Annotated in this window: 13 protein-coding genes; 10 read left to right on the top strand and 3 right to left on the bottom strand. The window is 52.3% G+C overall.

Translation table 11 applies throughout. From position 1 onward, the window contains the following. Positions 1-202: 202 nt before the first annotated feature. Complete coding sequence (recX, locus tag KDM89_RS03260) at positions 203-661, bottom strand: recombination regulator RecX (protein WP_212686482.1); 459 nt, start codon at positions 659-661, stop codon at positions 203-205. A 47-nt stretch (positions 662-708) separates the two neighbouring features. After that, positions 709-1746, bottom strand: coding sequence for a recombinase RecA (gene recA, locus KDM89_RS03255; protein WP_212686481.1), 1038 nt, complete (start codon positions 1744-1746; stop codon positions 709-711). 197 nt (positions 1747-1943) lie between these two features. Here recA and KDM89_RS22350 point away from each other — a divergent pair, with 197 nt between their 5' ends. The 6 genes from KDM89_RS22350 to KDM89_RS03225 are packed head-to-tail and all read left to right on the top strand — an operon-like array spanning position 1944 to position 9261. Then, positions 1944-2453, top strand: coding sequence for a type IV pilin protein (locus KDM89_RS22350; protein WP_212686480.1), 510 nt, complete (start codon positions 1944-1946; stop codon positions 2451-2453). Further along, the gene (locus KDM89_RS03245) at positions 2447-2971 is read left to right on the top strand and encodes a GspH/FimT family pseudopilin (protein WP_212686573.1); all 525 of its coding nucleotides are present in this window, start codon (positions 2447-2449) and stop codon (positions 2969-2971) included. The genes KDM89_RS22350 and KDM89_RS03245 overlap by 7 nt, the downstream gene beginning before the upstream one ends. Next, positions 2965-3393 carry a type IV pilus modification protein PilV gene (pilV, locus tag KDM89_RS03240; protein ID WP_212686479.1) on the top strand — a complete coding sequence of 143 codons (429 nt, stop codon included), beginning with the start codon at positions 2965-2967 and terminating at the stop codon, positions 3391-3393. The genes KDM89_RS03245 and pilV overlap by 7 nt, the downstream gene beginning before the upstream one ends. Beyond that, positions 3390-4454, top strand: a complete 1065-nt coding sequence (locus KDM89_RS03235; RefSeq protein WP_212686572.1) for a PilW family protein — start codon at positions 3390-3392, stop codon at positions 4452-4454. Before pilV ends, KDM89_RS03235 begins: the two co-directional genes overlap by 4 nt. After that, entirely contained in the window at positions 4451-5056 is a 606-nt protein-coding gene (locus KDM89_RS03230) for a pilus assembly PilX family protein (protein WP_212686478.1), read from the top strand. The genes KDM89_RS03235 and KDM89_RS03230 overlap by 4 nt, the downstream gene beginning before the upstream one ends. A gap of 17 nt (positions 5057-5073) precedes the next feature. Further along, on the top strand, positions 5074-9261 hold the full coding sequence (locus KDM89_RS03225; RefSeq protein WP_212686477.1) for a pilus assembly protein: 4188 nt from the start codon (positions 5074-5076) through the stop codon (positions 9259-9261). Positions 9262-9499: 238 nt separating this feature from the next. Here the strand turns inward: KDM89_RS03225 and KDM89_RS03220 are convergent, their stop codons facing one another. Then, complete coding sequence (locus tag KDM89_RS03220) at positions 9500-12823, bottom strand: TIM-barrel domain-containing protein (RefSeq protein ID WP_212686476.1); 3324 nt, start codon at positions 12821-12823, stop codon at positions 9500-9502. Positions 12824-13181: 358 nt separating this feature from the next. Between KDM89_RS03220 and KDM89_RS03215 the strand changes: the two genes are divergently transcribed. Genes KDM89_RS03215 through KDM89_RS03200 form a run of 4 tightly spaced genes read left to right on the top strand, consistent with a single transcriptional unit; the run spans position 13182 to position 17698 of the window. Further along, complete coding sequence (locus KDM89_RS03215; protein ID WP_212686475.1) at positions 13182-13895, top strand: response regulator transcription factor; 714 nt, start codon at positions 13182-13184, stop codon at positions 13893-13895. Beyond that, complete coding sequence (locus KDM89_RS03210) at positions 13895-15391, top strand: sensor histidine kinase (RefSeq protein WP_212686474.1); 1497 nt, start codon at positions 13895-13897, stop codon at positions 15389-15391. Before KDM89_RS03215 ends, KDM89_RS03210 begins: the two co-directional genes overlap by 1 nt. Beyond that, positions 15378-15662, top strand: a complete 285-nt coding sequence (locus tag KDM89_RS03205; RefSeq protein WP_230427626.1) for a DUF4212 domain-containing protein — start codon at positions 15378-15380, stop codon at positions 15660-15662. Before KDM89_RS03210 ends, KDM89_RS03205 begins: the two co-directional genes overlap by 14 nt. Further along, on the top strand, positions 15659-17698 hold the full coding sequence (locus KDM89_RS03200; protein ID WP_212686473.1) for a sodium:solute symporter family protein: 2040 nt from the start codon (positions 15659-15661) through the stop codon (positions 17696-17698). The genes KDM89_RS03205 and KDM89_RS03200 overlap by 4 nt, the downstream gene beginning before the upstream one ends. The last annotated feature ends 87 nt before the right edge of the window (positions 17699-17785 follow it).

Raw genomic sequence — 17785 nt, 5'->3', positions numbered from 1 at the left:
AACTGCAGGCTTAACGATGTAAGTGGTTCTGATGGCATAAAGCCTTCTGGCGGCTAATCTTTTCTAGCCACAATTGCGTGTCGTCTCCACAGTTTCTATGAAGACAGCCGCTCCTGCGGCGCTGCAAAACTTCGAAATTCTAGCACAGCTGCAAACGGTTCTGACAATTCGCAAAAACTTTCCTGATTCCGGAACCGAACCTTTATTCCGGTTGATTTTCAGCGATCCAGCTCTTTATTGCTCGCTGTACAAGATTACCTGAAAAACCCCTTTGCGCTAAAAAGCGATACATTCTGGCTTTTAGTTCCGGTGTAATACTTTGCAATGCAAATTTTCTCTGCAATAGCTGGAACGCACGCTCATACTCCGACTCTGTAAGAGTCATACGACATTCAGCCATTAAATCCAAATTCAAATTATGCTGCGTCAGTTCATATAATATGCGCTGATTGCCATACCGGTTTTGCATACGATGCACCAACGACTCAGCAAAACGCTGATCTGACAGATATCCGCACTTTTGCAACCATCCGAGCACTGTTTCAAGTTCATCCTCTGATTCAGCGTAGGGCCTTAATTTTTTATATAGCTCAGGCCGGCTATATTCCCTTCCGGAAAGGTAACGCAAGGCTCTTGCCTTCAAACTAAGTTTCTGACGCATAAAACAAAGGCCGGGAACTACCCCGGCCTGTATTCATTATTCGGTTATCACTCAGCACTCATTGGTGCCAACAACGGCACACCCAAGTGAGCTCGTACTTTGTTTTCGATTTCACGTGCGAGTTCAGGATGTTCTCTGAGGTAAATACGTGCATTATCTTTACCCTGACCGATTTTCTCGCCACCATAGCTGTACCAGGCGCCGGATTTATCAACGATTTTCGCTTCCGCACCCAGGTCCAGAATTTCACCTTCGCGAGAAGTACCTTCTCCGTACAGAATATCGAAGTGAGCCTCTCGGAATGGTGGCGCAACTTTGTTTTTAACGACTTTTACTTTTGTCTCATTACCAATTACCTCATCGCCTGACTTAATAGAGCCGACGCGACGAATGTCCAGACGGACAGAAGCATAAAACTTTAATGCATTACCCCCTGTTGTGGTTTCAGGGCTACCGAACATCACACCGATCTTCATACGAATCTGATTAATGAAAATTACCAGAGTATTGGTTCGCTTGATACTACCGGTCAGCTTACGCAGTGCCTGAGACATCAGACGTGCTTGCAAACCAGGCAGACTATCACCCATATCGCCTTCGATTTCGGCGCGCGGGGTCAGTGCCGCAACCGAGTCAACGACCACCAAATCAACACTACCGCTGCGAACCAGTGCATCGGTAATTTCAAGCGCCTGCTCGCCAGTATCTGGCTGAGAAATCAGCAACTCAGAAATATTTACTCCCAGCTTCTGTGCATAACCAACATCGAGTGCGTGCTCTGCATCGATAAATGCGCAAGTTCCGCCGAGTTTTTGCATTTCAGCGATCGCCTGAAGTGTCAGCGTCGTTTTACCGGAAGATTCAGGACCATAAATTTCTACAACGCGACCGCGCGGCAAACCGCCCACACCTAAAGCAATATCAAGCCCGAGTGAGCCCGTAGAAACAACCTGTACTTCCTCTTTCGCTTCATCGTCGCCCATACGCATGATAGAACCCTTACCGAACTGCTTTTCAATTTGCGCGAGGGCAGCCGCCAGAGCCTTACTTTTTTCAGAAGCATTATCAGGTTTTTTATCGTCCATGATGTCTTTCGTCGGTTAATGAGCAGAAAAGTCTGGCGGCAAAATCGCCATGAACAGCACTGTATAAAAAATCAGTGATTTTTGCAAGCGTTTGTTCGAGTGTTTGCTATCACGCTGACTGACGGCGAATTGAGAGCTGTTGTCAGTATCTTCGTCGGCTGAAAACGACCTTTTATCAATGTCATAACAACAGGCCGGTGGAAGCGTGCTACATTCATAAAATTCAAATATATTTAAAACATATTTATGGAGAGCAACTTATGATGCCGCTCAAATCAAAAGGATTTACGCTGATCGAAGCACTGGTGACAGTTGCACTGATTTCAATACTCAGCAGTTTTGCATACTCGAATTACAAAGAGCAGATGGTGCGCGGCAAGCTGATGGAGGCAACCAAAGGCCTGACTGAAGCCCAGATGAGACTGGAACAACGTTTTCAGGACGCGCGCACCTACCTTAATTATGCAAAGGCCGATTGCAGTCCTGAAAACAGCGCCTTCGGAACAATCATTCAGCCAAGTCAGTATTTCAGTTTTGAGTGCACTACTACTGACATGACTTACACGATCACAGCCCGGGGTAAGGCCACAGGTGGCATGAAGGATTACGTACTGACCGTCGATCAGGACAGGCAAAAGAGCAGCCAGTTTCCCGGCATGACATCTACTCAACCCTGCTGGATTTCAAAGGCTAGCGAAACATGCTGATTGCAAGACACAAAGGCTTCACGCTGATTGAAATGCTGGTTGCCATTGCAATTTTAGCGATTTCCATGGCGTTTGCCGCACCTGCATTTCAAAGCTGGATCGGTAATTCACAAATCCGGTCTGCCGCCCAGCAAATAACAACTGGCGTTCAGTTGGCAAAAAGTGAGAGTCTGCGCCGGAATGCGTTGGTCAAATTCACCATTGATGCATCCAATTCATGGACCATTTCCTGTGTCACGGTGACCCCTGACTGTCCTGCAGTTATTCAATTGCAAAAATCCGGCGAAGCAAAAACCGGACGGCTGGTGACTCAATTCAGCGAAGGCAATATCGTTGTTTTCAACTCCCTCGGCCAACTGGCTACCACTCTCGTGAATCCCGGCCCTCTGTTTATCGCGGTCAAAAGTCCGGATGCAAAAATTAACAGCCAGATTCGTATTCAAATTTCCCAAACCGGAAACATTCGCCAATGCCCGAAAGAACCTATTCCTTCGACACCTGTTACAACGCCATGCTGATAAATCACGTACAAACGCACAATGCGCAACGCGGTATCGCGTTGATTGAATCTCTGGTTTCGCTCCTTCTCGTTGCGATCGGCATTATTGCACTACTCAATATGCAATCACTGAATGTCAGAAATACATCTGACGCGAAGTATCGCTCTGAAGCTGCGCAGTTGGCTCAGAAACGTATCGCGGAAATATTTGTAAATCAGGAAAATCTTAACAATTATCTCGAGTCGGACACCGACATTTCAACTCAGACCACACTTCCCGCGGCGAAGCGAAGTACTCAGCGCGCTACTGCTGACTGCGACTCAGACGCATCGAACACAAAAAATGCTGAATGCTTTGTTGTCACGATTCATTGGAAAATTCCCGGCTCAGCAGAAACCCGCACTTTTGTGCGTACGGCCTACATGACAGGTGGTGTATGAGCAATCGCCTGTATGTCAACAGATACAGTGGATTCAGTCTGATTGAACTGATGATTGGTCTGACGATAGGCCTCGCTGTAGTGTTAGTCAGTACCAGTCTTTATGTCAGCTTTATACAAAGCCGGGAACGCAATAGCGGTGTGACCAATGCACAGACCAGCGGCAATATCAGTCTTTATCTGATACAGCGACGGGTAGCAAATGCCGCTTTCGGATTGCCACTTCAAAATAAAAACAATCCGGCAATGCGTTGTGCATTAGGCACTGGTCTGGATCACGATAATAATCCGGGCACAGATGCAATCGACTATTTTCCGGTTTCGATTATTGATGGCGCCAATGGCGCCAGCGATACCCTGATCGTCCATCAGGGCGATGCTGATACCGGCGGCATTCCAGCCCGTATTAACAGCATGGTGGGTAACACCCTGACACTGAACAGTAACTTTGGTTGCAAGAACGGTGATGCAGTCATGATCAGCAACGGGTCAGCCTGTTCGATGACCAAAGTGACGAGCGTGCCAACTGGCAACAATACCGACATTGTGACGACAGCAGCAACGAACGCTGTAATTGGCGCATCAGTCGCCTGCTTAGGGAATTTCAGTGAATTTCGTTTCGCCACCACTGTTTCACAAAAGCTCACCGAAAATCAGCGCGAAATTGCCAGCGATGTTGTCAGCCTCCAAGCGCAATACGGTCTTGCGAATGATGTCAATTCGAATCAGGTCACCAGTTGGGTAGATGCAAAAGGTAACGATTGGGCGTACACCGCAACGACCCCGACACTCGCCAACCGGAACCGGATCCGCGCCGTTCGGATTGCACTCGTCGTTCGCAGCGGCCAGCCCGAACGTGAAGAGATTCCGGAAGTGGTGAATTGCAGTTCACTGACTGCTGCAAAACCGAACGGTATCTGTGCATGGGCTGGGACATCTGCAGATCCGGCACCACTGATGAATCTTGCATTACAGGACCCTGACTGGCGTCACTATCGTTATCGCGTATTCGAAACCATTATTCCCTTACGCAACGTCATTTGGGCGAGAGGAAATTTATGAATATTTTACTTAAGCCAATCCATCATCAGAGCGGCATTTCGATGTTCTTCGCGCTGATTATCCTGGTTATTATTTCTATCTCGATGGTTGCGCTGGTCAGAATGACCGACATCAACGCAATTATCGCAGGCAATCTTGCTTTCCGGGAATCTGCGACCAGCGGCGGGGACCGCGGCATTGAGGTAGCAATACGCTGGCTGCGCGCGTCGGATAACGGTGCGACTGGCCTGGATCCCTGGCAAAGCACTGCTCATCCGCTGAATACGGACCGTGCTGCGAACGGTTATTACTCCAGCATGGATCTGCAAAAAAACCTGACCAGTATGTCCTGGGATAACACCAATAGTGTTGATGCCGGAAAAGATGCGGCGGCAAATCAGATTCGCTATGTCATTCAGCGCATGTGTCGTAGCCCCAACCAGGTGTTGAGCGATTCCAACTGCCTGTTCAGCGATTCTGCTGAAGATAACGACGGTCATAACGTCATCAATGCAACGCAGGCGGGTGCCGTCAAAAACGGCAAAAGTCCGGTCTACCGGATTACCGTCAAAGTCAGCGGCCCGCGTAACACCATCAGTTATGTACAGGGCTTTATTTACTGATCATGGATAAAATCGCTATGAAGAAGTCTGTTTATCTGCTGTCTTTTTCTCTGGTTACTCAACTGGTTCACAGTCAGCTGGTATTTGCTGCGACGCCACTGACTGTTCCACAGGCGCCTCTGTCAACAGCAGCAATCAGTCAGGTTAAGCCAAACCTGATGTTCATTCTTGATTCGTCCGGAAGTATGGGCGAAAAGTATTTACCGGACTGGGCCGGGTGGGTGTACTGCTCTTATCAGTTGGACGGAACTGTTTACTTCGGTCAGGATTGCCGTCAGCTCCCTCCTTACTTCAGCGGAGACTTCAATGCTGTCTATTACAATCCGGAAATTCGCTACCAGCCACCGATGGACAGCTCAGGCGTTGAGTATCCGTCAATTACAAGTTACAACAGTGTCAGACAAAACGGGTTTGATACAAATTCTGCAGCAACGAATCTGCTGACCGATCTGGATGATTTTGTCTGGTGTGACGACAATAATCCCAACAACTGTCTGCGGAATAACAATTTTGTACTACCGGCGACCATTGGTGGAAAACGCTATGCAACACAGAGTGCCGTAAAAGCGACCGGAACATCAAAATTTGTATCTGGTACACCGGCAAATCCCGTTATTAGCGCATCATCTGCCGTTGGCCCGTACTACTACCGCATCAACCCCGGAGAATATTGCGCGGACGATGCACTGACTGACTGCATCCTTAGCAGCGGACCCAGTGCAGCCTATCCTTACCCCGCGCGGGTTCGCTGGTGTGATTCTGAGACCAATGCAAAAACAGCGATTCCGCCTGTCGGTGCATGCCGTGCAACCCAGTCAGCAACCTTCTATAACGTTCGCTATCTGACGGGCCAGTTCAACAGTGGCGCACCCGCAGCAGGTGCCAGCGCAGCCAGTGTCACTATTCCGCTTGCTCTCAGCAACTGCAGCGGATCAGATCAAACTGGCGTGGATCGTATTGAAGTTGATGGTGTAGGCAATATTCTGAAGGCGGCAACCCGACTCAGAAAAAATGCGGCAAATCTGATCAGTGACATCATCAGTGGTGGTGCGAGTTCCGGCTACAGCTTCAGCAAAGATAGTGCCGGCAATCTGGTCATCGCCGCGCCGCTGACACTCACTCGAGATACCAGCGTCAAACTGGTTAAGTCTGCAGCCTCTACCGGAAACTGTGGTGTTACTCCCGATCAGGTGGTGCTGAGTGGCTATCGTGCAGCAAGGGCAGCAATCCCGGCTGGGAATTATGGCAACTTCAGCCGCACAGATATCGTGCCGGGCAAAACCTATCCGCGCTACCCCGGACGCTCGGATTGCATCAGCAGTACAACAAGTTGCAGTTACACCGAAGAAATGACCAATTTTGCCAACTGGTTCACGTATTACCAGTCTCGTATGCAAACGATGAAAACTGTGGTCAGCCGCAGCTTTAAACCCATTGATAACCGTTTCCGTGTCGGATTTATTGATATTTACGGACAGAATTATCTCGCACCTAAAGTATTCAACAGCGGCACAGGCAGTCAGAAAGAGGCATGGTATTCACAACTGTTCGGTGTCACACCTGGTGGAGCAACACCTTTGCGCTCCGCACTCGCCCGCGTCGGCAGAATTTTTGCGGGCAAAGGTCCTGCCGGTACCGGCGATCCGGTGGAATACTCCTGCCAGCAGAATTTCGCACTACTCACAACCGACGGTTTCTGGAATACCGATAAAGAAGCGGATGTGCAGAATATCAGCGGTGGACAAATCGGCAATCAGGACGGCGGTGTAACAGCAAGGCCAAAATATGAAGGCCCTGTTGCCAGCACCAATTCTTTAGCAGACGTTGCCAAGTATTATTACGAAACCGATATCCGGAACAGCAGCTTCAACAATTGCACGGGCGCACTGGGCAACGACGTCTGTACCGATAACGTATTCACTTCGGCCAAAGATCCGAACAATAAGCAGCATATGACTACTTACACGCTGGGCCTTGGTGTGGATGGCGAGTTGCGTTACCGTCCGGATTATGCCAGTGCCGGCACCGGTGATTTTGCAAAAATCAAGAACGGTTTGCTGAACTGGCCGGAACCGGTCAGCAATACCAATTCGGCAGTTGATGATCTGTGGCATGCTGCCGTCAACGGTGGCGGCAGCTACTTCAGTGCCAAAGATCCAGCCCAGCTGACACGTTCCCTGACGGCCTCTCTGAATGAAATTTCGGCAAAGACTGCCAGCGGTGGCGGTGCCGGCACAAGTAGCCTGAATCCGGTTGGTGGCAATAACTATGCGTATATCTCAAGCTACACTTCGGTCAAATGGCAGGGAAATATTGAGCGCAGAACGATTGATACGATGACCGGCCAGATTAGTAAAGCGGCGGGACGTTGCGTGGAGAATGTGGTGCCGGGCAACTGCCCGCTACCCGGTGCTGTGCAGCAATTCGTGGAAAATGACAGTGTGATTTACCGCTGCGTCACCCCCGGATTGCCGGATGTGGAATTGCCGGTAGGATGCACTGGCAGTATGAATAATAAAGTCCGCCCTGACAGTGATACACGAAACATTTATATCGCAGGCGCAGGCAATACATTGCTGCCGTTCACCGCCACAGGATTGCAGACAGCAGGCAAAAACAGCAGCTTTTTCAGCGCAGCCAATCTGAGTCAGTACAGCAACCTTGATCCTGTCACACAGCAACCGGCTGTTTCACTGACGAATCTGGTCAATTATCTACGCGGGCAATCACAGTATGAGGACAAACTGTCTAACCCGCAGCTGAATCGCTTATTCCGTGCACGCGAAGCAATCCTCGGCGACATTACAGAGTCACAACTGGCTTATGTCGGCAAACCGACTTTCAGTTATATCGACGCTGGTTACGATGCCTTTAAGACTGCGCAGGCAAGTCGTACACCAATGATTTATGTCGGTGCTAACGATGGCATGCTGCATGCGTTTGATGCAGATTCGCTGGAAGAAAAATGGGCGTTTATTCCCAGTGCTGTATTAGGAAATTTATGGAAGCTGGCAGATATTAACTATGGCGGAAATCACCAGAATTTTGTCAACGGATCGCCGGTGATTGCGGATGTGTATGACGGCACTACCTGGAAGACCATTCTGGTGGCAGGTCTGAACGGTGGTGGACGCGGTTATTTTGCGATGGATATTACTAATCCGCTGTCACCTTCATTGCTGTGGGAATTCGGTGCGACGAATGATAATGACATCGGCTACAGTTTCTCGCCACCGGTGGTTACCAAAACAGCCAGCGGACAATGGGTAGTGTTACTGAGCTCCGGTTACAACAACGGCAATCCTGGTTCGGGTAACGGATGCGTCATTGCACTGAACGCCAGCAGCGGTGCAGTCAGCAAGAAAATTTGCAATGGTTCCGGCTCGGCAGTGGCCCCTAGCGGTCTCGGTCCGTTGGCAGCATGGGCAGACAGTCCGCAAACGAATAATGTGACCGAACTGGTCTATGCCGGTGATCTGAACGGTGACGTATGGAAATTCAATCTGACGACAGAAGCGGTCAGCCACCTCGCTACACTGAAAGATAAAAATGGAAACCGTCAGCCGGTCACCACGGAACCTGCTCTCGGCAACGTCAGAAATGCCAAAGTTATTTTTGTCGGTACCGGTAAATATCTGGAACTGGCAGACATCAGCAACCGTTCGGCGCAATCGCTGTATGCACTGAAGGATGATCCGGCACTGGACAGTCCGGCCGGTGTCAGCGCACGTACCAAGCTGGTTCAGAAAACCATTACGCAGTCCGGCAGTACACGTACTATCAACAGCAGCAACGTGGATTACAGCACGGATCTTGGCTGGTATCTGGACTGGCCGGACAGCGGTGAACGGATCACCTTATCGCCTAAACTGGATATGGGCACGTTGATTGTGCCGAGCAATGTTCCGTCCGACGAAGCTTGTTCGCCCGGTGGTTATGGCTGGCTGAATCTGCTGGATTACGCCAGCGGCAATAACAAGTTCACCACCTCTGGCGGTGTACTGGCGGGAAAAATGTATTCCAGTCAGATCGTCGGCTACAACGTGGTGTACACCAAAAATGGCAAACGTGTTATTTCGATTATTAAGGAAAATGATCCGAATCCGGAAAAAGCCAGTGAAGATGATGCCGGTACGCAGCGCTTCATCGGTAAGCGTATTGTCTGGCGCGAACTAGTGCCGGATCTGGTGATGCCTAAGCCTTAACACGCGACTGAGCAGCATCCGCAAAAACGCCCCGGATTCAATGTCCGGGGCGTTTTGTTTTGGCAGTATCAGAAGCATGCAGTGAGCAGTGCCGACTCAGATGCCATCCGGGGCCGCAAAACCACCCGAAAAGGGCTCAAATGCGGTGTTCAGCATAGCGATCCGGCTGTCGTCGGCAGAAACTCCGGCTCTCCGAAAAAGCAAGATGCGGAGTTCTGCACAATGCTGACCATCAGACTCAGTCTTTGCGGCTGGCGCTGTCACCTTCGTAGCCGGTCAGTATTGCGTTCGCCCAGTTAGCGCAGGCGCTGGCAGCCGCCTTGTCGCTACTGACCGTGCGCAATTCCAGCTCACGCACACCGCGCACATCCAGTTCCGGCTTCACCACGGCCGGTGCTTTGATCAGGCCGCTGCTGAACAGCAAACGCCCGTCGCCGAAAATGCGGAACTGTACGCCGCTGTGCGCGCTGCAACGGTCATCAATGCCAACATCCGCACGGAACCATTGCCAGTTCCCGTTCAGCGTATAACGCTGGCTGGCATTACCGGTCATTTGCAAGCCCTGACGGAATTGCAAACCATTCATACTGATCTGTGGTACCGGCAATACTTTGCCGCCGCTGACAGGCAAAGTATTCAGCGCCAGCTGCAGTGCCGGTTTTTGCGGCGCTGCAGCTTCAAGGACCGCGAATTCAGAAATCGTGACCGGTGCCACGGTTTTCGGAATCTGTGCATTCACCGCCTTGGCCTGATCTGCATTGCCGGAGGCATTCAGTATCATCGGGTCTGCTGCGACGCCATCGTCATTCTGATCATGCGTGCTCAGAATACGCAGACGCAGTAAGCGTCCGGCCACCGGTGTAAATGTGCCTTGCTGTTTCTCTTTTTGTTTTTTCAGCTGTCCGCTGAACACCGGCTTACCCCATTCGCCATTGCTGTCGCCGACATAAATCTCGATTGCTTTCGGCTGACCGTATTCCCAGTGCTGATCGGTGCGTCCGGTGATTTCTATTCCCTTCACCATGCGACGCTCGCCCAGCGCCAGCGTGAACTCATGCGCACCGGTTTTCTGTGCCTGATCACGCACGGTGCGGAACCAGGTTTCCGGTTTGCCATCGAAGGCGTTTTCCAGCGGATGTCCTGGCTCTTCTGCCGGACGGCTGATAACCAGCAAGGCATCCGGCGGAATGGTTTCGCCAAGCGCAGGTGCAGCCGGATAGTCTGCTGTTGCCGTGAGTTGCGTACTGGCGGCAATATCGAACGTGAATTCCTGAGCCTGACGGATATCCAGCGCCGCCGTCTGCACATGCACCGTACCGTAACGCTCATCCGCCGCATACCACCAGCCGCTCTGCCCTGCCTGTGCCTGCGCTGCGTCCAGCTGCGCCAGCACTTTTCCGTTTTGCATGACTTGCTGCGGCAAAGCGCGGGTATGCACTTGCAGGCTCAGGGCACGCTTCGTTTCCTGCCCCTGATAACTGCCAGTCACCGCACCGACCTGAATCTGCACTTTGCCCGCGCCTTGTGGAGGCGCATCGACACGGATTTGTTGATGACTGAACGCGCCTTTTTCAAACTGACGGGTTTCGCCATCATCTTCATACAAATCGAACTGCGAACTACCTTTTGGATAGATATCCAGCGTCAGCCGGTCTTTCGGTTTTTGTCCGTCATACAGTGATTCCGGGTACATCGGCAGAATCGCACCGGCACGCACCATCACCGGTAAGCGATCCAGCGTAACCTGCTGATCAATCAGACGTCCCGCCGCCCCCGCCTGCACCACGCGACCATCCCAGTAATCAATCCATTCACCCTGTGGCAGATAGATATCGCGCCGCCAGCCACGGCTGGCCGCCTGACTCTTGTACACCGGTGCCACCAGCAGATCACGGCCTAAGAAAAACTGATAGCGGTAGCGTTCGTCCATCGCATGCGCATCCTGCGGGTGATCCCACATCAGGCCACGCACCGGCGGCGCACCGGTTTGCTGCGCTTCACGTACCAGGGTGTACATGTACGGCATCAAGCGCATTTTCAGTTTCAGATAACGGCGGTTAATGCTGCGGTAAGGTTCATCGAACCACCACGGATGTTTGCGCTCTGCTTTAGACCAGCCCGACATTCCCATCAGCACCGGCGTGAAAGTTTTCCATTGCAGATCGCGGGTATAGGTTTCCGGACTGCCGCCGAAAATGCCATCCACATCGCCGGTGGCATACGCTTGTCCCGACAAGCCGGAACCGATCAGCGTCGGAATATGCCAGCGGATATAGTCCCAGCTGCCGGACTGATCGCCGGTCCAGGTCACGGCATAACGCTGTACGCCCGCCCAGCCCATCACAGTCCACACAAACGGACGACTGTCAGAGGCAGACAAAATACCGTTGGCTGCAGCATGATTTGCATCCATCGCAAACTGATACCCTTTACCAGTCCACGCCACATCCAGCTTTTGCGCACGCGTTCCGGCAGTACCGACTTCCCACTGAATTTTATCGACACCGTTTTCTGTCCACAGACCGGTGCGGAAGCCATACTGCTTCAGACCCTTAACGGTTTCCGGTAATCCGGTATAGCCGCAGCCGTAACCGTCATTCGGCAAAATCCAGCCACCCGGCATATCGTGTTTACGATATTGCGCCGCAACCGACTGCACCACGTCGGGCGTGGTGCCGGTCGGGCCATCGCTCCAGCCGGCTGGTACTGTCCCCGGTTTTTTACGGTTATCGCCATCGTTATAACAATCCGCATCACCGTACTCCAGCGCCCAGCGCGGCAGCAAAGGCACGCGTCCGGTCAGCGCTGTGTACTGGCGCAGTGCATCGTGCAAACCGCCGACCATGTAATAGGCATCAAAACCGCGCTCCTGATGGCTGGCGGTCAGATAGTTTTGCTGACGGAAATCATAGACGCCCGGCGCAAAGGTATTGCGCAACACGGCGTAACCCTGCGAGCTGATAAACACCGGAGCCGGATTCGGGCGGTCGCCCTCTTCCCAGCCGCCGGAGTACGAAATATCGAGCTGCTTGCCCTGAAACGCGAACTGACCGTTCTGCTGACCACCGCCCCAGAATGCCTCACCTGCTTTCGATGATAAAGTCTGATAGCTTTGCTTCTCGCCCAGATCCAGCGGCTGCAGTTCTTCCCAGATACGCTGCTGATTCCCGGCCTGATAAAGCGCCAGCCTCAGCGGCTTTTTATAGATGCGCAGTGCGAAGCGCGTACTTTCCCACAACAGATATTCACCCTGATCACGCAAATTCACTGCTTCCGCAGTCGCGGTTTGCGGCAGCACAATCGGTGTGCTTTGCGGCTTCACGCTGCTCCAGTCCCCTTTCCATGCCGCTTCGACGCGGAAGATACCATCCTGTATCAGACTGATACGCAACTGATGGCCCTGATCCGTATGCAGAGTCAGTACCCGGTTCGCTTGCGCAGCCGGTGCCTGCCAGCTTTGCAGCGTACCGATAGCAACAGCCTGTGCGGGGGAAGAATAAGCCAGTGAAACCGCTGCAGCGATAGTCAGCAGCGGGACGGAGAGCAGGTTCAGGGATCTCATAGATGCGGGAAAAAGTGAGGAAACTGCGGTTGTGGAATCGCGATTTTGCATTTAGTTCCGGAGAAAACAGGGTTTTATGCACAAACCGCGTTTTATACGGAAAACACCCTGCTTTGAAAATTTTTCATGCAAACAGCATCACCAAAAACCGGGATTGCCCGACTGCAAGAGCAGAAAATCAGGTAAAGTTAGGTAAACATCAAACTTCGGTGAATGGCATAACAGGCAACAGGAGTGAACTCACTACAATCATTCCTGCACCGGGCCTGCCAGCGCCTTCCGCCGGGGGATTCAAAACAAACGGACAGGCTGCCGCAGACACCGGTGCAGCACTGCCACCGGAGACAAGAAGTTCACCATGCGTATATTGCTTGCCGAAGATGACAGCGTGCTGGCCGACGGCCTCACGCGCTCACTGCGACAGTCCGGCTATGCCACCGATTGCGTCAGCAATGGTCAGGAAGCCGATTCCGCGCTGTCCACACAGGATTTCGATTTACTGATACTGGATCTGGGCTTGCCCAAGATGAACGGGCACGAAGTCCTGCGTCGCTTACGCGCACGGAATTCACATATCCCGGTGCTGATCCTGACTGCAGCGGATTCCGTGGAACAACGGGTCAAAGGTCTGGATCTGGGCGCCGATGATTACATGGCCAAGCCGTTTGCTCTGTCCGAACTGGAAGCAAGGGTACGCGCACTGACGCGGCGCGGCGCTTGTGGTGCGCCGACCATGATGAAGCACGGCCCGCTCAGCTATGATCAGGTCGGGCGTATCGCCTACAAACACGAGCAAATGCTGGACTTATCCGCGCGAGAACTGGGTTTGCTGGAAGTCTTACTGCAGCGCACCGGACGACTGGTTTCCAAAGAACAGTTAGTCGATCACCTGTGCGAATGGGGCGAAGAAGTCAGCAACAATGCGATTGAAGTTTACGTTCACCGGCTGCGCAAAAAAATCGAAGGCGATGGTGTTCGCATCGCAACCGTACGCGGCCTCGGCTATTGTCTGGAAAAAATCCAGCCTGCCGGTAACAGCCGCCCACAGGATCAGGTCAGCGGGCAGGAATAATGGCAGCAGCGCCGGGCGAACCCGATCAGGATACCCTGAACAGCCTGCTGCAACAGCCGGACGAACCGGCGCAACGCTCGCTGTTCGGTGAGATTCTGGACTGGATGCTGGCCCCCTTGTTATTGCTATGGCCCGCCAGTATTGTCATCACCTATCTGGTGGCGAAATCCATCGCCAACCAGCCATTCGACCGCGGACTGGAAGATAAGGTACTGGTACTGGCTCAACAGGTCAGACAGCATGACGGGCAAATTCATATCAACCTGCCACCGGTAGCCAAAGATATTCTCAGGGCAGATGACGCTGACCACATTTACTTTCAGGTGCGCAATCAGAAAGGCGAACTTCTGGAGGGCGATGCCCAGTTTCCCGCGATCAGCGAAGAAGAAAAGCCGCTGGCAGGCGGTATTCAGTTTCGTAATTTCAGCCTGAACGGCACCGAAATGCGTTCAGCCTATACGCTGATTGAGTCCGTATCGAAAAATAACCAGAACCCTGTCCTGATTGAAGTGGCAGAAACGCTGGAAAAACGCGGCGTACTGGCGAACGAAATCATCAAAGGCGTTGTGCTTCCGCAGTTTGTTATCCTGCCAGTGGCACTGGCTCTGGTCTGGTTTGCACTGACCCGTGGCTTATCGCCGGTGACGGAATTACAGAAACGGATTCACGCGCGCCGTCCCGACGATCTGAGTCCGGTGGATACCAGTCAGGTACCCGAAGAAATCACGCCGCTGGTGGAATCCATGAATGAAATGCTGCAACGGGTGGAGCAATCGATCGCCGTACAGAAAAGCTTTATCGCTGATGCGGCACACCAGATGAAAACACCGTTAGCCGGTATGCGCATGCAATCGGAACTGGCGCTGCGGCAGGATGATCCCGAAGAAATCCGGCGCTCCCTGCAGCAACTGGCGAAAAGTTCAGAAGCAGCCACCCGTCTGATTAATCAGTTACTGACACTGGCTAAAGCAGAAAACCGCGAAGCCGCCGGACAAATCCGTGAATCACTGCAACTGAACGATTTTGTGCTCGATATCGTCAGCGACTGGCTGCCGGCAGCATCGCAAAAAAATATTGATCTCGGTTACGAGCAGTGCGACAGCCAGCTGACACTGTTTGCCAGCCCGGTCATGCTGCGTGAAGTGATCAGCAATCTGATCGACAATGCAATTCGCTATACGCCGTCAGGCCGCAGCGTGACCGTGCGACTGGATCTGGACAGCCAGCAGGCGCTGGCAATACTCGAAGTGGAAGATGAAGGTCCGGGCATTCCCGAAGAACACCGCGAAAAAGTGTTCCAGCGTTTTTACCGCATTCTCGGCAGCAATACACAGGGCAGCGGGCTTGGTTTAGCGATCGTGCGTGAAATTGTGCAGCAGCACGGCGGCAGCATCAGCATCCGCGATCACCACCCGGGTGCAACACCGCCGGGCTGTATTTTCCGCATCGTGTTCCCGATCAATCCATTTAATGAGCTTCAGTATGACGAACAGTAATATTCCGGCGGGGTCAGATACCCCGCAACTGATGTTCTGGAAACGGACCTGCCAGCTGACAGGCGGGCTACTCCTGATCTGGTTTTCCCTGATTATGGCCGCGCTGTTTTTTGCACGTGAACTGGCAAACGTACAGTGGTTTGGCTGGAATTTGTCGTTTTATCTTGCAGCGCAAGGGCTGACCTTATCCTTTGTGATCCTGATCGGCATTTACGCACTGGCCATGCGGGCACTGTCGCGCCGGCTTGCGGACAGCAGGGAGCATGCATGACTCAGAAACGCTTCCGTCAAAAACTCACACTGTACTACCTGTGGTACACCCTGCTGTTCATGGTATTTCTGATCAGTTTGTCGATTCTGGAAAAAGAAGGTGTACCGCGTGTCTGGATCGGCTACCTGTTTATGTTTGTGACGGTAGTGATTTACGCAGGCATAGGTCTGGTCAGCCGCACTTCAGATCTGGCGGAATATTATGTGGCTGGCAGACGTGTTCCCGCCGTCTTTAACGGCATGGCAACCGCGGCAGACTGGATATCCGCAGCGAGTTTTTTAAGCCTGGCGGGCGGTTTGTATCTGCAGGGGTTTGATGGCCTCGCGTATCTGGTTGGCTGGACTGGCGGATTTTGTCTGGTGGCGATGCTGATTGCGCCCTACATCCGTAAATTCGGGCAATACACGATTGCCGATTTTCTCGGCACGCGCTTTCGCGGACCGGAAGAAACCCATCTGGTACGTATTCTGGCGGTAGCTGCAACCGTATTTATTTCTTTCATTTATGTGGTCGCCCAGATTTACGGCGTGGGACTGATTACTTCACGCTTTACCGGTGTTGATTTTTCTGTCGGCATTTTCCTCGGCTTGGCCAGTATTCTGGTTTGCTCATTTCTCGGCGGCATGCGGGCAATTACCTGGACGCAGGTGGCGCAGTACATCATCATCCTGATCGCATTGATGATTCCGGTCAGTTGGTTATCGCTGAAACATGCAGACAGCCTGCTGCCGCAGATCAGTTACGGACAGTTTTTAAATAAACTCTCTGACAAAGAACAGCAGTTCCGGACAGACCCGCATGAGCAACAGGTACGCGACCTGTACATGCAACAGGCAGCGGCTCTGAAAACCAAAATTGAACAATTACCCGAGTCCTGGCTGAATGACCGCGCAGCCTTACAGCGCCGTCTGGATGAGCTTAAATCCGGCAAAGGATCGCTGATGGACATCCGGAAAGCAAGCAGTCAGCTGGCACGTTATCCGCAAAGTGCAGCAGAAGCGGCGCAGCGCTGGAGTGATGCGCGTCAGCAGTTACTGGTAAAAGCCCAGCCGCCGCTGTCGCAATTTGCGCCATATGCCGCGGCAACACCCGCCGACTCTGTCATTAAACGGAATAATTTTATTGCACTGGTGATTTGTCTGATGCTGGGCACGGCTGCATTACCGCATGTCCTGACGCGCTACTACACCACGCCCAGTGTGACGGAAGCGCGCGACTCGGTCTTCTGGTCGCTGTTTTTTATCATGTTGCTGTACGTCACCATTCCTGCACTGGCGGTGCTGGTTAAGTACGATTTGTACACCAATCTGGTTGGCAGCAGTTTTTCTCACCTTCCTTCCTGGGTCAGTTACTGGGCGCACATTGATAAAACCAATCCTCTGGTCAGCATTACCGATATCAACCATGATGGTCTGGTACAGCTCGCAGAAATCACGCTGGATGGCGATATTATCGTCCTCGCGACACCGGAGATTGCCGGCTTGCCGTATGTGGTGTCGGCGCTGGTGGCTGCGGGTGGTCTGGCGGCGGCATTGTCCACGGCAGACGGTTTATTACTGACGATTTCGAATTCACTGTCCCACGACATTTATTTCCGCATTATTGACCCGCATGCATCCACGCAAAAGCGCGTCACCATTTCGAAATTGTTTTTGTTACTGATTGCCTTGCTGGCGGCGTATGTGGCATCGCTGAAACCAGCCGATATTTTGTCGCTGGTTGGTGCTGCATTTTCTGTTGCGGCATCTACTTTATTCCCCGCACTGGTATTGGGCATTTTCTGGAAACGGGCGAACCATCAGGGTGCAATCGCTGGCATGATTGCGGGGTTTTCCATGTGTGTGTTTTACATGCTTTACACCCATCCGCTGTTTGGCGGCAGCGTCAGCCACCAGTGGTGGAATATCGCACCGATCTCGGCCGGTATTTTCGGCGTACCTGCCGGATTTATCGTCATGCTGGCCGCCAGCCTGATGACACCGGCACCGGATAAGCACGCAGCTGAATTTGTGGATTACATCCGGATTCCGGATTAAGCCGCCTTCATTCCGGCTTTGCCACTTTTTTTGCGAGTGCAGCAATAAAACACCAAATGCAGGCACAGTTCTTGATATAGTCAGAAC

The organism is Cognatundibacterium luofuense (assembly GCF_018139685.1).
GTDB lineage: Bacteria > Pseudomonadota > Gammaproteobacteria > Burkholderiales > Burkholderiaceae_D > Undibacterium > Undibacterium luofuense.
The sequence above is the reverse complement of the archived record's forward strand: the minus strand, read 5'-3'. Positions and strand labels throughout refer to the sequence as shown.

Bases quoted from the DNA above. Each gene is read 5' to 3' on its own strand.
- recX (WP_212686482.1), bottom strand. From the start codon at position 661: ATGCGTCAGAAACTTAGTTTGAAGGCAAGAGCCTTGCGTTACCTTTCC.
- recA (WP_212686481.1), bottom strand. From the start codon at position 1,746: ATGGACGATAAAAAACCTGATAATGCTTCTGAAAAAAGTAAGGCTCTG.
- KDM89_RS03245 (WP_212686573.1), top strand. From the start codon at position 2,447: ATGCTGATTGCAAGACACAAAGGCTTCACGCTGATTGAAATGCTGGTT.
- pilV (WP_212686479.1), top strand. From the start codon at position 2,965: ATGCTGATAAATCACGTACAAACGCACAATGCGCAACGCGGTATCGCG.
- KDM89_RS03235 (WP_212686572.1), top strand. From the start codon at position 3,390: ATGAGCAATCGCCTGTATGTCAACAGATACAGTGGATTCAGTCTGATT.
- KDM89_RS03230 (WP_212686478.1), top strand. From the start codon at position 4,451: ATGAATATTTTACTTAAGCCAATCCATCATCAGAGCGGCATTTCGATG.
- KDM89_RS03225 (WP_212686477.1), top strand. From the start codon at position 5,074: ATGAAGAAGTCTGTTTATCTGCTGTCTTTTTCTCTGGTTACTCAACTG.
- KDM89_RS03220 (WP_212686476.1), bottom strand. From the start codon at position 12,823: ATGAGATCCCTGAACCTGCTCTCCGTCCCGCTGCTGACTATCGCTGCA.
- KDM89_RS03215 (WP_212686475.1), top strand. From the start codon at position 13,182: ATGCGTATATTGCTTGCCGAAGATGACAGCGTGCTGGCCGACGGCCTC.
- KDM89_RS03210 (WP_212686474.1), top strand. From the start codon at position 13,895: ATGGCAGCAGCGCCGGGCGAACCCGATCAGGATACCCTGAACAGCCTG.
- KDM89_RS03205 (WP_230427626.1), top strand. From the start codon at position 15,378: ATGACGAACAGTAATATTCCGGCGGGGTCAGATACCCCGCAACTGATG.
- KDM89_RS03200 (WP_212686473.1), top strand. From the start codon at position 15,659: ATGACTCAGAAACGCTTCCGTCAAAAACTCACACTGTACTACCTGTGG.